The organism is Micromonospora sp. NBRC 101691, from assembly GCF_030269285.1.
Classification (GTDB): Bacteria; Actinomycetota; Actinomycetes; order Mycobacteriales; family Micromonosporaceae; genus Micromonospora; species Micromonospora echinospora.
In genome coordinates this window covers 584,419-596,831 of sequence record NZ_BSTB01000001.1, presented here as the reverse complement: position 1 = coordinate 596,831, position 12,413 = coordinate 584,419, and the positions used below count along the sequence as shown (strand labels likewise).

Here is a 12,413-nt window from a genome sequence, read left to right as displayed (position 1 = left end):
CGGCGGACCGGGACCGGCCAGGGGCGGACGCGGCGTCCGGTGGGTGGCCCACCGAGCGGACGTGCACGGACTACCCGTCGACGAGTTGCTCCCGGAGAATGTCGGCGTGCCCACAGTGCTGGGCGAGTTCACGCAGCACGTGGAGGTACACCCAGCGCAGCGGAAGCGGGCCCCGCCGGTGCCCGTGCAGGATGTCGTCCAGACCCAGGGACGACGTCGCGTGGCGTGACGCGTCGCAGGCTACGCGGTGCGCGTGCTGGACGGTGGCGATCGTGTCGTCGTCGTCGAGGACGAACGACTCCTCCGACCGCTCGGGAATGCCGATCTCCGCGCGCGTCCGGCCCGTGACGGCTTCGTCGAACCAGACCTTCTCGACGAAGGTCGCGTGCTTCACCAGACCCAGCAGCGTGGTCCGGGAGGCCACCAACGACCGGCGTGCCTGCTCCTCGGTCAGCCCGTCCAGACAGCTGTTGAGCGCGTTGCGGTGCTCGTCGAGGAACGTCTCGAACTGGGCGCGGGCCGGTTGTGCGACGACGTGGTCGGCGAAGGTCGGCGGGTAGGAAGGCATGGCCGAAGCATCCCAGAGCGCCGCCCGGGGACAAGCGAAGGTCGTGTCCGGGATGCTTGCCGCCGGTTACCGGGGGTGCCAGGATCGTCCGGTGACTCCGCTCAAACTGATCGAGACGACCCCCGGAAAGTACTCGCTGCTGCTGAACGCGGGCACCACCCCGGTCGACGGGCTGGTCGAGGAACTCGGCCACGAGCCGAACGGGTACTTCTGGGAGGGCGTCGCGCGACTGCTCGTCAGCACCGAGGCCCCGGCGCTCGACGGCCGGTTCTCCTACGACCCGGAGGGCGGGATGTTCTGCGCCTACGGTGCCGACCGGAGCGCGCTGGAGGAACTCGCCGTCCGGATGGCCGCCGTCGCCACCGACGGCGAGCTAATGCGGCAGGTGGTCGCGGCGGCCGAGGCGAACGGGTTCGAGTTCGACGACTGAACCCGACGCCTCCGGCCACGTGCGACGCCCCCGTACGCCGGAACCGCACCCGCGGGGCACGCCGGTGTCGGCGGCTCAGGCCGACCCGGGCCCGACGGTGGCCGCCGGTCGCTGGCCGTCCGGGGCCGTCAGCGTCGACTCGATCCGTACGAACCGGCCGCCGTCGCGGGCGGAGTCGGCGATGGCGGTGAGGACTTCGAGGACGTGGAAGCCGCGGGCCGCCGTCGCCTGCGCGGGGCGACCGGTCAGGATGGACCGGGCCAGGTCGACCAGGCCCATCCCCATGAAACCGTCGGACGCGGTGGGCTCCGGCAGCACCTCGGTGAACTCGGCGTCGCCGGTCGTCCGGACGAGCACCGGGCCGCCCCACGAGTTCGCCTGCGCGGCGACGATCGTGCCCTCGGTCCCGTGGATCTCCAGGTGCGGGGTGCGGGTGGCGGTGACGTCGAAGCTCGTCACCAGCAGGCCCAACGCCCCGTCGGCGAACTCCAGGACGCTGTTGACGTGGGTCAGGGTCTCCACCCCGAACGTCGTTCCCGCGCGGGGCCCGGTGAGCACCACCCGCTCGGGTCGCGCCGTGGCCCCGAGGGCGCCCACCCGGGCGACCGGCCCCATCAGCGCGGTCAGGACCGTCAGGTAGTACGGCCCGATGTCGAACAGCGGGCCGGCGCCCGCCTGGTAGAGGAACTCCGGTTCCGGGTGGAAACGTTCCGGTCCGGCGTTCATCATGGCGGCGTTCACCGAGACCGGGGTGCCGATCCGCCCCTCGGTGACCAGCGCCGCGCAGGCCCGCGCGCCGGCACCCAGGAAGGTGTCCGGTGCGGTGCCCACCCGCAGCGACCGGGCGTCGGCGGTCTCGACGATGCGGCGGGCGTCGGCCATCGACGTCGCCAGGGGCTTCTCCGTGTACACGTGCTTACCGCCGGCCAGGGCCCGCAGGGTCGTCTCGGCGTGCGCCCGGGGTGGGGTCAGGTTGAGCACGAGGTCGACCCCCGGGTGCGCCAGCAGGTCGTCGACCGACGGTACCTCCGGCACCCCGTGGGCGGCGGCGAGCGCCCGCGCCCGCGCCGGCTCGGCGTCGGCGCAGGCGACGACGGTGACCTCCGGCTGCCCGGCCAGGTTGGCCAGGTAGCGGGAACTCACGTTGCCGCAGCCCAGCACCCCCACCCGGACCGTCGCGTGGTCGTGGCCCATCTCAGTCGAGCCTGATCTCGCGGCCGGTCCGGGCCGACTCGTAGACACCGGAGAGCATCCGCATGACCTCCGCGCCGTGCCAGACCGGCGCCACCTCCTCGGCCTCGCCGAGGCAGAGCGCGACGAAGTGGGCGATCTCGGTGGCGAACCCCTCGGCGAAGTCGAAGGACAGGTGGTCGATCTGCGGGTCCACGTTCAGCACGGTGTCGGCCCGTTCGGTGGCGATCCGCAGCTTCGGTTCGAGTTCCGCCCCGCCCCGGTCCCCGAAGACCGCCACCTCCAGCCGGTCCTCCAGGGCGTGCAGGGAGTAGCTGGTCTCCAGGGTCAGGGACGCCCCGTTGTCGAAGCGGATGAGCGCCGCGGCGAAGTCCTCGACGTCGCTGCGGGACGGGTCGTAGTCGGCCACCTTGTAGCGGGACAGCGAGGTCACGTTCGCCCGGTTCCCGAGCGGCGAGTGGGTGACCGCGCTGACCGTCACGGCCTTCGGGGTGCCCATGAAGTACCAGCACAGGTCGAGGACGTGCACGCCGATGTCGATCAGCGGCCCGCCGCCGGAGCGCTGGCTGTCGGCGAACCAGCCGCCCGGGTTGCCGAGGCGTCGGATGTTCGTGGCCCGCGCGTGGTAGACGTGGCCGAGCATGCCGTCGTCCACGAACGACTTCAGCACCCGGGCGTTGGCCCCGAAGCGCCGGACGAAGCCGACCTCGAGGTGCCGGTCGTTGCGTTCGACCGCCGCCACCAGGGCCTCGGCCTCGGCGACCGTACGGCTCAGCGGCTTCTCCACCAGCACGTGCTTGCCGGCGTCCAGCGCGGCCGTGGCGATCTCGGCGTGACTGTCGTTCCAGGTGCAGATGCTCACCGCGTCGATCTCGGGATCGGCCAGCAGGCTGTCCAGGGTCGGGTGGACCCGGGACACGCCGAAGGTCGCCGCCTTCTGCGCGCCGCGTTCCGCGTTGAGGTCGTACACGCCGACGAGCCGGACCCGGGGGTTCGCGGCGTACGCGGCCAGGTGCATGTCGGCGATGCTGCCGACCCCGATCACCCCCACCCCGAGCCGGCTCACTTGGCGGCCCCGGTCCCGGCGTGCGCTCCTGCCTGCGCGTCGGCCTGCGCCTCGGCGAAGAGGCGCCTGGCGTTGGCCAGACCGATCGGGTTGGCCGTCAGGCACTCCTCGATGCCCTCGAACTCGATGGAGATGAACCCGTCGTAGCCCGCCGCGACGATGCCCTGCACGATCCGCCGCATGTCCAGGTCGCCGTAGCCGACGATGGAGCCGAGCAGGTACATGCCGCCGGGCGTGTGGTGCCAGCCCTCGCCGGGGTACTGCTTACGGACGTAGAAGTCCTTCAGGTGGACGATGCTCGCGTACCGGGCGTTCTCGGCGACGGACACCACCGGGTTGTCGTCCACCGACATGAAGTTGCCGACGTCGAGCGTGGTCTTGAAGTTCGGTTCGTCGACCAGGTGGATGAGCCGGCGGACCCGCTCGCCGCCGTTCATCAGCAGCCCGTGGTTCTCCACGCTGGTGGTGATGCCGTACTGGGCGGCGTGGCGGGCGATCTCCTGGCACGCCTCCACCATCCGGGGCATGAGCGCCTCGAACTCGGCGATGTCCTTCGCCCGGTGCGCCCACCGGGCGACGTCGTGGCGGAACAGGCCGATGCCCAGCTCCGCGGCGACCTCCAGGTGCCGCTTGACCCGCGCCATGTGCCGTGGCGCGTCCTCGCCGAGCAGGTCGGCCGGGACGACGAGGTTGGAGAGGGTGACCCCCTGGTCGGCCGCGCGGGTCTTCACCTCCCGCACGAACGCCGGGTCCTGGTCGAGGGTGGAGGTGTCGTTGGAGATGTCCGGGGACAACGACACCGTGGCGATCTCCATGTGGGTGGCGTCGCTGGCGCCGATCCAGTCGATGACGTCGAACAGGTTCATCCTGCCGGTGCGCAGGTGCTGGTAGAAGGAGTACGAACTGAAACCGAACTGCACTGGTACGTCCTTTTCTCTGTACGGGTTGGTCAGGTGAGGGCGGCGTAACGGCGGCGTCGTTCCGCCTGGCGTACCGGGTCGGGGATGGGTGAGGCCATGAGCAGCCGCCGCGTGTAGGGGTGCTCCGGTGCGGAGGTGACGGCGTCGCCGGCACCGGTCTCGACGATCCGGCCCTTGAGCATCACCGCGACCCGGTGGCAGATGTAGCGGACCACCGACAGGTCGTGGGAGACGAAGAGGTACGCGACGCCGGTCTGCTCCTGGATGTCGATGAGCAGGTCGAGGATGCGGGCCTGGGTGGAGAGGTCCAGGGCACTCACCGGCTCGTCGCAGACGACGAGTCGGGGCTCCAGGGCGAGCGCCCGCGCGATGGCGATGCGTTGGCGTTGACCGCCGGAGAACTCCCGGGGATAGCGGCGTCCCGCGTCGGCGCTCAGGCCGATCTGCCGGAGCAGCTGGCCGATGCGTTCGGCGGCGTCGGCACGGGGCGTGCCCTGGGCCCGCAGCGGCTCGGCGAGGATGCTCTCCACGGTCATGGCCGGGTTCAGCGACGAGTACGGGTCCTGGAAGACGACCTGGATGTCGCGGCTCAACGCGCGGCGGGCACGTCGACCGGCCCGGGTGATGTCGACGCCGTCGAAGGTGACCGTTCCGCTGCTGACCGGGGCGAGACCGAGGAGGGCACGGCCAAGCGTGGTCTTGCCCGATCCGGACTCGCCGACCAGGCCGACGGTCTCGCCGGCCCCGATCCGCATCGAGACGTCGTGCAACGCGTGGAAGGACGGGGACCGCCAGCGGCGTCCGGGGTAGACGACGTTGAGGTCGCGGACGTCGAGCAGGGGAGTGTCGGGGCGGGTGCCGTCGGTCACGGGGACACCTCCGGGCGGGCGGCGCGGGCGCCCCGGGGTGGGGCGTCGTCGAGGGTCGAGTCCAGGAGCATGCGGGTGTACTCGTGCCGGGGGTCGGCGAAGAGGTCGGCGACGGGTCGCTGCTCCACGACGAGGCCGTCCCGCATGACCGCGACCCGGTCGCAGATGTCGGCCACCACACCCAGGTTGTGGGTGACGAGGATGAGGCCCATGTCGCGTTCCCGTTGCAGGTCCCGCAGGAGCGTGAGCACCTCGGCCTGCACGGTGACGTCGAGCGCGGTGGTGGGTTCGTCCGCGATGAGCAGCTCCGGGTCGCAGGAGACCGCGCCGGCGATCAGGACCCGCTGGGCCATGCCCCCGCTGAGCTGGTGGGGGTAGGCGGCCATGGTCCGGGGCGGGTCGGGGATGCCGACGCGTTCGAGCAGGCGCAGGGCCCGGTCGGTGGCCTCCCTACGGGAGATCCTGAGCTTGCGGCGCATCGGTGTGGTCAGCTGCGCGCCGACGGTGAACGACGGGTCCAGGTTCGACATCGGCTCCTGCGGGACGTACGCCATCTTCTGGCCGCGCAGCTTCTGCATCTCCCGTTCGGGGAGCCCGACCAGGGACCGGCCGCCGAGGGAGAGGTGCCCGGCGGAGACGAGAGCGTCGGGCGGGAGGAGACCGAGGATCGCGAAGGACGTCTGGGACTTGCCCGACCCGGACTCGCCGACCAGGCCGAGCACCTCCCCCCGGGCGACGTGCAGGGACACGTCCCGGACCACGGTCTTGGTGCTGCCGTCCTCGGCCGCGTACCGCACCGCCAGGTTCTCGACCCGCAGCAGGGCGTCGGCCGGGGCGGCGGAAGTCGACGCGGTGGCCGGCCCGGTGACCGTCGGGTCGTCCGTGGCCGGTGCGTCGACGGGCCCGCTCCGGGTGACGGTCGGATCGTCCTTGGCCGGTGGGAGCGTGGCCCGGCGGGCCCGGCTGCGGCGGCCGGTGCCGAGCGAGTCTGCGAGCGCCGCCCCGACCAGCACCAGCGCCATGACGGTCAGGCCGATGGCGACCCCCGGCGCGACGACCAGTTCGGGCGCGCGGTGGAAGTTCTGGAAGGCGTTGCTGAGCTCGCCGCCCCAGCTCGGTCGCTCCGGATCGCCGAAGCCGAGGAACTCCAGGCCGGACTGGACGATGATGGCCATGCCGAAGATGAACGAGGACCGCACGAGCACCGGCCCCAGCACGACCGAGAGGACGTGCCGGAAGATGATCCGGAGGTCGGAGAGCCCGGCCACCCGTGCCGCGTCGAAGTAGAGCTCCTCCCGTACGGCGATCACGGCGGCCCGGGTCAGCCGGAAGATGTCCGGCGACGCCAGCACGCCGAGGGTGATCATCGTCGGGGCGAGGCCGCTGCCCAGGGAGGCGATGACCACGATGATGATCAGGATCTCCGGCAGCGACATGAGCATGTTGAAGACCCAGCTCGACAGGCCGTCGAACCACTTCGCGTGGTAGCCGGCGAGCAGACCTGCGGGGACCCCGCAGAGGATGGCCGTGACCACCATGATCGTGCCGGCCTGGAGGCTGACCCGTCCGCCGTACAGCAGCCGGCTGAGGATGTCGCGCCCGTTGCCGTCGGTGCCGAGCGGGTGGTCGCCGCTCGGCGGTCGCAGCGCCTCGGAGAGCACCACGAGGTTCGGGTCCTGCGGGGCGAGCAGGGGCGCGAGGACGCTCGCGACGACGATGGACAGCAGCACGCCACCGGCCACCACGCCCATCGGGTTGCTGAGGAAGGCGCGGGCTCTCCGGAATGTCAGGCCCGCGCCGGCGGTCACGTCGGCGCTCATGCGTTCCGTACCTTCGGATTGAGTGCGGCGTAGATGATGTCGACCGCGAGGTTGACGAGGACGACGACGAGCACCGTGAAGAGCAGGACGCCCATGATGACGGGGATGTCGCTGTTGCCCGAGGCGTTGATGGCGACCGCGCCGATGCCCTGGAGACCGAAGACCCGCTCCACGATCGCCGCGCCGCTCATCGCCGCGATGAACTGCAACGAGAGCATGGTCAGCGCGGGCGGGGCCGCGTTGCGCAGGACGTGGGTGAGCAGGATGCGGCGAGCGGACAGGCCACGGCTGCGCAGCGTGCGGACGTAGTCCTGGTTGGTCACGGTGATGACGGAGTTGCGTAGCTGCTGGGCGATGGCGGCGATCGAACCGACCGACAGCGCCGCGATCGGCAGGGTGACGGAGAGCAGCCAGCCGCTCGGCGAGTCCTGGAGGTGCACGAACCCGGTGGCCGGGAACCACCGCAGCTGTACGGCGAAGACCAGGGCCAGGATGATCGCCACCCAGAAGTTCGGCAGGCTGAACCCGAGCACCATGACCACCTGGAGCACGCGGTCGAAGCTGCCGGGGCGGGTCGCGGCGAGCAGGCCGAGCGCGATGCCCAGTACCGCCGCGACCACGACCGCGCCCAGCGCGAGGGAGACGGTGACCGGCAGCCGGGTGACGATGAGGTCGATCACCTCGGTGTTCTGCGCGGAGGACATCCCCAGGTCGCCCCGGAGGGCGCCGCCCAGCCAGTCCAGGTACTGCTCGACGACCGGGCGGTCCAGCCCGAGCTGCGCCCGCTTGACCGCGACCTGTTCCTCGGACGCGTAGAGGCCGAGCGCGCCCCGGGCCGGATCGGACCCGGTGAGCATGAGGAAGAAGAACATCCCGGTGACGACCGTGAACGCCAACAGCAGGCCCATGACCAGGCGCCGAGTGACGAAGCTCAGCATGCCGGCTACCTCCTAGATGAGCTGGTGGGCACCGGGCGGGTCGGCTGGCGTCCGACCCGCCCGGGGCGGATCCGCGGCGTTACTTCGCCGGGGCGAAGAAGCGGAGGCTGGGCATGAGCTGCGCCTGCTGCATGGTCACGTCGATCTCCGGCTTGGCGAGGTAGACGTTCTCCTGCGTGACGATCGGCGCGAACCAGGCATGCTCCACCAGGTGGGTGTTCAGCTCCTTGTAGAGCGCGGCCTGCTGGTCGCCCTGGGCGGCGGGGATCTCCCGCAGCAGCCGGGTGACCGTGTCGTCGGTGTACTGGAAGTTGTTCCACAGCGACGTCGGGGTGAGCTTGTTCAGCACGTCCGTCCAGGCGGGGATGTTCGTGGAGAACGAGAGCATGAACGCCGGCTGGCCCTTCAGGGTCTCCAGGCCGCCGTTGGCGAAGCCGTTGACCGGCACCTGCTCGACGGTGACGCCCACGTCGGCGAGGTACTGCGCGACGATCGGGACCAGGGGGGACATGAAGCCCTCGCTGAACGACACCTTGAGCTTGAAGCCGTTCGGGTAACCGGCGGCGGTCAGCAGTTCCTTCGCCTTGGCCGGGTCGTACGGGTACCGCTCGTTCAGGCTCGGCACCCACGCCTCGCTGGCCGGGTTGAAGGTCTGCGTGGAGACCTGACCGAGGCCGCCGTAGTGCGTGTCGAGGATGGCCTTGCGGTCCAGCGCGTGGTTGATCGCCTGCCGCACCCGGACGTCGCCGAGAGCGGGGGAGGCCTTTCCGGCCCGGTCCTGGAGGATGATGCCCTGCCACTCACCGGGCACCGTGGCGACGGTGAGCCCGTCGGCCTTGGCCTTCGGCACCATGTCCGGCGTGCCGTACATGAACTGGATCTGACCGGTGGTGAGCGCGTTGTACCGGGCGGTGAACTCCTCGTACGGCCGGATCACGACGGTCTCGAACGGGAACGCGTCGCGGTTCCAGTAGCCCTCGCGGCTGGTGAACGTGTAGCGCACGCCCTTCTCGGTGTTGCCGGGGTCGAGCAGGTAGGGGCCGGAGCCCACCGGGGTGGTGGCGATCCCGCCCGCGGCGAGCGCCTTGGGGCTCGCCATGTAACCCAGGTAGGTCGCCAGGGCGGCCAGCAGGCCGGGGCTGGGCTCGCTGAGGTGCAGCTTGACGGTGGTCTTGTCCACCACCTCGACGCGTTCGATCACCCGGGCGGCCTCGGAGGCGCTGCCCGCGCCCTTCTTCCGCGCCTCCAGGTTGACCCGGACCGCCTCGGCGTCGAAGGTGGTCTCGTCGCTGAAGGTCACGTCGTCGCGCAGCTTCAGGGTGAGTTCGGTGAGGTCGTCGTTGTACTGGTACTCGGTGGCCAGGTTGGGTTCGATCTTCGACTCGGGTGTCTTGCGGAGCAGCGGGTCGTAGACGGCCTCCGCGTAGTGGATGACCGCGCCTTCCTTCATCTCGGCGGGGTCCCAGGTCAGGAGGTCGCCGTTGTTGCCCAGGACGAGCTGGGACGTGTCCCCTTCGGCCGCCTCCCCACCTCCGCTGCAACCGGCGAGGGCCAGAGCGACCGCGGCAAGCGCTGCGGTCAGCGTACGGTTCAGTTTCACCGTTTTCCCTTCTGTTACGGCAAAGCCACCGCCGGTCGGCGTTGCTCTGATAGCGAGAATCTGATCGATGGATCAGGTGATGCCCAGCTGCTGGTCCATCACCATGGCGCCGGCGCCGCGCAGGACGATGTCGTCGCCGAGGTCGGAGAGCCGCAGGACGATGTCGCCGTGCGCCTCGGTCAGGGCGCGCTCCCGGATGGTCGCCGTCACGGCGTCGGCCAGCGGACCCTCCAGCACCCGGTGCGGCCCGCTGAGCACGATCTCCGAGACGTTGAGCGCCGCCACGATCGGCGCGAGGACGGCGCCGAGCGACTCGCCGGCGACGGTGAGCACCCGGTTCCGCTCCGCGTCCGTACGGGCGCGTGAGAGGTCGTCCCGGATGCGTCGGGTGGACAACCACGTCTCGAGGCAACCGGCCTTGCCGCAGACGCACTGCCGGTCGCTGGCGACGTCCACGACCACGTGGCCGATCTCGCCGGCGGCGAACCTGCTGCCCAGGACGGGCGTGCCGTCGAGCAGCAGCCCGGCGCCCACGCCGACACCGACCCGGATGAGGAGGGTGTCCGCCGCGCTGCGTCCGTAACTGCGCTCGGCGAGCACGGTGGCGTTCGCGTCGTTCGAGACGACGACGGGGCAGGAGAAGCGCTCGACCAGCACCGACCGGAGGTGAAGGTCCTTCCATCCCAGGTTCGGGGCACTGAGCACGACACCCGTGACGTCCACGATGCCGGGCGTGCCGATGCCCACGCCGAGCAGCGGCGCGGTCACCTGGTCCCGCAGCGCGCCGACGAGCCCGACGACCTTCGCCAGGGCGTCGTCTCCGGTGCTGCCGCCGATCTCGACGTCCTGACGGGCCACGACCGTGCCGCCGAGGTCGAGGACGGCCCCACGGTAGAGCGTCGAGTGGCTGAGGTCCAGGGCGATCATCTGGTGGCCGTGCTCGTGGAACTCCAGCATCATGGCCGGTTTCCCCGGCCGGCTCCCCGAGCGGGTGCCCACCTCGACCACGAGGTCGTCGGCGAGGAGCTCGCCCACCACCTCCGAGACCGAGACCCGGGTCAGCCCGGTACGCCGCGCCAGGTCGGCCCGGCTGTGCGGTCCTTCCCGGTACAGCGTCCGCAGCAGCAGCTCCCGGTTGTGCACCCGAACCTGCTCCGGGCGCACCTTCTCGCCGGAACGGACCCGGCCCGGAGCGCTGCCGCGGGCGGGGCTCTCCAGTGGTTCGACTGCGGGCGGTGCCGCGTCATCAGTGCACGTCACCCGGTTAGTACAGGGGGCTAACAAACCCTCGAACAAGACTCGACCCCGGCTTGTTGCCAAGTCGTGACATTGTTTCGGGTCATGTCGTCCAGGATGGGAGCCGCCGGACAAAGTCCCTGGTGAGGATGCTGGACCCGGGTCGGGTCGCCCCGGAGTGGGTGCCCACCGGGGGGCGGGCCGGTGGCTGGCGCGGACGCCGTCGGACGCCGGTCGCGGCGCCGGGCGGTGGCCCGACGCGGGCGGGGCCCGCAAACGCCGTCCACACCGGTCGAGTGGTCCTCTTCGCCGGTACGGAGAGCGTTCGTCAGGATGGCGGGGAAACGGGCAGCGCGACGCCCGGAGATCGCGGGGGAGAATGCGCGCCGCTGTCGTCGCCGCCACGAACGACGTCGATGTCGAATGCGCCGGTGAATTGCGGCGGCCGTCGATCACGTCGGTGTCAGGCGAACAGTCGTGGCGAAGGTCCGCTGCCGATCCGACCGGCTTTTCCGCGTCGGGGCCGCCGAGCCCGCCCGTCGATGCCGGCTCCTCCGCGCGACTCGGGCAGGCGGCCGACCCGGGCGGCCGCCTGCCCGATCACCCGCCCTGGTCGGGACGGTGAACCGTGGTGGCGGGTCGGTGGAACTCGTGGACGACCTCGATCGGTCCGACGATGTGCGCGTTGAACTCGTCGAGTTCCTCGGCCGGCACCCACAGTTCGAGGATGGTCCGCCCACCGACCTGCCGGACGGGGTAGCGGCGGAGGAAGTCGGAGTCGACCCGGAAACGGGTGACGTAACCGGAGCCGGAGGCCGGCACGTTCCAGTCCCGGGCGATCGTGATCGCGTAGTCCTCGTTCAGGACCGGATAGAAGATCGGCTGGTCCGGCAGGCGCGGCGGCCAGCGCCGCCAGCCGGAATCACGAACGAGGGCCAGTTCCTGTGGCCCGGTGGGGCGCCACAGGACCGTCGTACCGTCACCGCTTCTCATGTCGACCTCGCCACTCGGAATCCTGCCGGGGCCGAACGGTACCGACACATCGACCGGCGACACCACCGCATTCGGTGCCTCCCGGGGCGGGGCGAGTGTGGACACGGCGTCCCGCGTCCGCACCGTGCACGCGTCGCGCCGACCGGGAGGCCGGGGTCAGCCTCGTGTCCGGTAGGTGACGTGCGTGACGAGGGCGGCGGCCCGGGCCCCGACCAGTTCGAGGTGCCGGGGCGGTACGCCGTCGAAGAGGCGTTCACCGGCGCCGAGGGTGACCGGGGCGATGTGGGTGCGCAACTCGTCGAGGAGTCCGGCGGTCAGGTACTGGTTCACGGTGGACGCGCCTCCGGCGATGGCGACGTCGAGATCACCCGCCGCCGCGCGGGCCTGGTCGAGGGCGGCGTGGATGCCCTCGGTGACGAAGGTGAAGGTGGTGCCGCCCTTCATGGTCAGCGGGGCGCGGGCGTGGTGGGTGAGCACGTACACCGGCCGGTGGTAGGGCGGTTCCTCACCCCACCAGCCGGTCCAGCTCAGGTCCCACTCGCCGCGTACCGGGCCGAACATGTTGCGGCCCATCACGTAGGCGCCGGCGGCGGTGATCCGGTCCACCTCGGCCCGGTTCTCGTCGGGGGTGTCGAACATCCACGCGTGCAACCGGTCGACCGGTCCGTCGCCGAACGGCTTCTCGGCCGTCTGGTTCGGGCCGGCGGCGTAGCCGTCGGCGGAGATCGAGATGTCGCAGACGACCCGTGGGGACATGGTGCTCTCCGTTCCGGTGACCGATT

Annotated in this window: 12 protein-coding genes; 1 reads left to right on the top strand and 11 read right to left on the bottom strand. The window is 71.1% G+C overall.

Translation table 11 applies throughout. The annotated features are described in order from the left end of the window. Window positions 1-70: 70 nt before the first annotated feature. Complete coding sequence (locus QSK20_RS02500; RefSeq protein WP_285786891.1) at window positions 71-568, bottom strand: DinB family protein; 498 nt, start codon at window positions 566-568, stop codon at window positions 71-73. Window positions 569-659: 91 nt separating this feature from the next. Here QSK20_RS02500 and QSK20_RS02495 point away from each other — a divergent pair, with 91 nt between their 5' ends. Then, window positions 660-998, top strand: coding sequence for an Imm51 family immunity protein (locus tag QSK20_RS02495; protein WP_285786890.1), 339 nt, complete (start codon window positions 660-662; stop codon window positions 996-998). Window positions 999-1,073: 75 nt separating this feature from the next. Here QSK20_RS02495 and QSK20_RS02490 read toward each other — a convergent pair whose 3' ends face one another. The 10 genes from QSK20_RS02490 to QSK20_RS02445 all read right to left on the bottom strand — a co-directional run bounded on the left by QSK20_RS02490 (window position 1,074) and on the right by QSK20_RS02445 (window position 12,387). Continuing rightward, window positions 1,074-2,192 carry a Gfo/Idh/MocA family protein gene (locus tag QSK20_RS02490; protein WP_285786889.1) on the bottom strand — a complete coding sequence of 373 codons (1,119 nt, stop codon included), beginning with the start codon at window positions 2,190-2,192 and terminating at the stop codon, window positions 1,074-1,076. A 1-nt stretch (window position 2,193) separates the two neighbouring features. Then, window positions 2,194-3,255, bottom strand: coding sequence for a Gfo/Idh/MocA family protein (locus tag QSK20_RS02485; RefSeq protein ID WP_285786888.1), 1,062 nt, complete (start codon window positions 3,253-3,255; stop codon window positions 2,194-2,196). Continuing rightward, complete coding sequence (locus QSK20_RS02480) at window positions 3,252-4,175, bottom strand: sugar phosphate isomerase/epimerase family protein (protein WP_285786887.1); 924 nt, start codon at window positions 4,173-4,175, stop codon at window positions 3,252-3,254. The genes QSK20_RS02485 and QSK20_RS02480 overlap by 4 nt, the downstream gene beginning before the upstream one ends. 29 nt (window positions 4,176-4,204) lie before the next feature. After that, entirely contained in the window at window positions 4,205-5,044 is an 840-nt protein-coding gene (locus tag QSK20_RS02475) for an ATP-binding cassette domain-containing protein (protein ID WP_285786886.1), read from the bottom strand. After that, the gene (locus QSK20_RS02470; RefSeq protein WP_285786885.1) at window positions 5,041-6,864 is read right to left on the bottom strand and encodes a dipeptide/oligopeptide/nickel ABC transporter permease/ATP-binding protein; all 1,824 of its coding nucleotides are present in this window, start codon (window positions 6,862-6,864) and stop codon (window positions 5,041-5,043) included. Before QSK20_RS02470 ends, QSK20_RS02475 begins: the two co-directional genes overlap by 4 nt. Further along, on the bottom strand, window positions 6,861-7,802 hold the full coding sequence (locus QSK20_RS02465; protein WP_285786884.1) for an ABC transporter permease: 942 nt from the start codon (window positions 7,800-7,802) through the stop codon (window positions 6,861-6,863). Before QSK20_RS02465 ends, QSK20_RS02470 begins: the two co-directional genes overlap by 4 nt. Window positions 7,803-7,881: 79 nt before the next feature. Further along, complete coding sequence (locus QSK20_RS02460) at window positions 7,882-9,402, bottom strand: ABC transporter substrate-binding protein (protein WP_285786883.1); 1,521 nt, start codon at window positions 9,400-9,402, stop codon at window positions 7,882-7,884. Between the two features lie 72 nt (window positions 9,403-9,474). Then, the gene (locus QSK20_RS02455) at window positions 9,475-10,662 is read right to left on the bottom strand and encodes an ROK family transcriptional regulator (protein WP_285786882.1); all 1,188 of its coding nucleotides are present in this window, start codon (window positions 10,660-10,662) and stop codon (window positions 9,475-9,477) included. Between the two features lie 576 nt (window positions 10,663-11,238). Continuing rightward, entirely contained in the window at window positions 11,239-11,631 is a 393-nt protein-coding gene (locus QSK20_RS02450; RefSeq protein WP_285786881.1) for a hypothetical protein, read from the bottom strand. A gap of 156 nt (window positions 11,632-11,787) precedes the next feature. Beyond that, window positions 11,788-12,387, bottom strand: coding sequence for a dihydrofolate reductase family protein (locus QSK20_RS02445; protein WP_285786880.1), 600 nt, complete (start codon window positions 12,385-12,387; stop codon window positions 11,788-11,790). Window positions 12,388-12,413 lie beyond the last annotated feature (26 nt).

Bases quoted from the DNA above. Each gene is read 5' to 3' on its own strand.
- QSK20_RS02450 (WP_285786881.1), bottom strand. From the start codon at position 11,631: ATGAGAAGCGGTGACGGTACGACGGTCCTGTGGCGCCCCACCGGGCCA.
- QSK20_RS02445 (WP_285786880.1), bottom strand. From the start codon at position 12,387: ATGTCCCCACGGGTCGTCTGCGACATCTCGATCTCCGCCGACGGCTAC.
- QSK20_RS02470 (WP_285786885.1), bottom strand. From the start codon at position 6,864: ATGAGCGCCGACGTGACCGCCGGCGCGGGCCTGACATTCCGGAGAGCC.
- QSK20_RS02500 (WP_285786891.1), bottom strand. From the start codon at position 568: ATGCCTTCCTACCCGCCGACCTTCGCCGACCACGTCGTCGCACAACCG.
- QSK20_RS02465 (WP_285786884.1), bottom strand. From the start codon at position 7,802: ATGCTGAGCTTCGTCACTCGGCGCCTGGTCATGGGCCTGCTGTTGGCG.
- QSK20_RS02490 (WP_285786889.1), bottom strand. From the start codon at position 2,192: ATGGGCCACGACCACGCGACGGTCCGGGTGGGGGTGCTGGGCTGCGGC.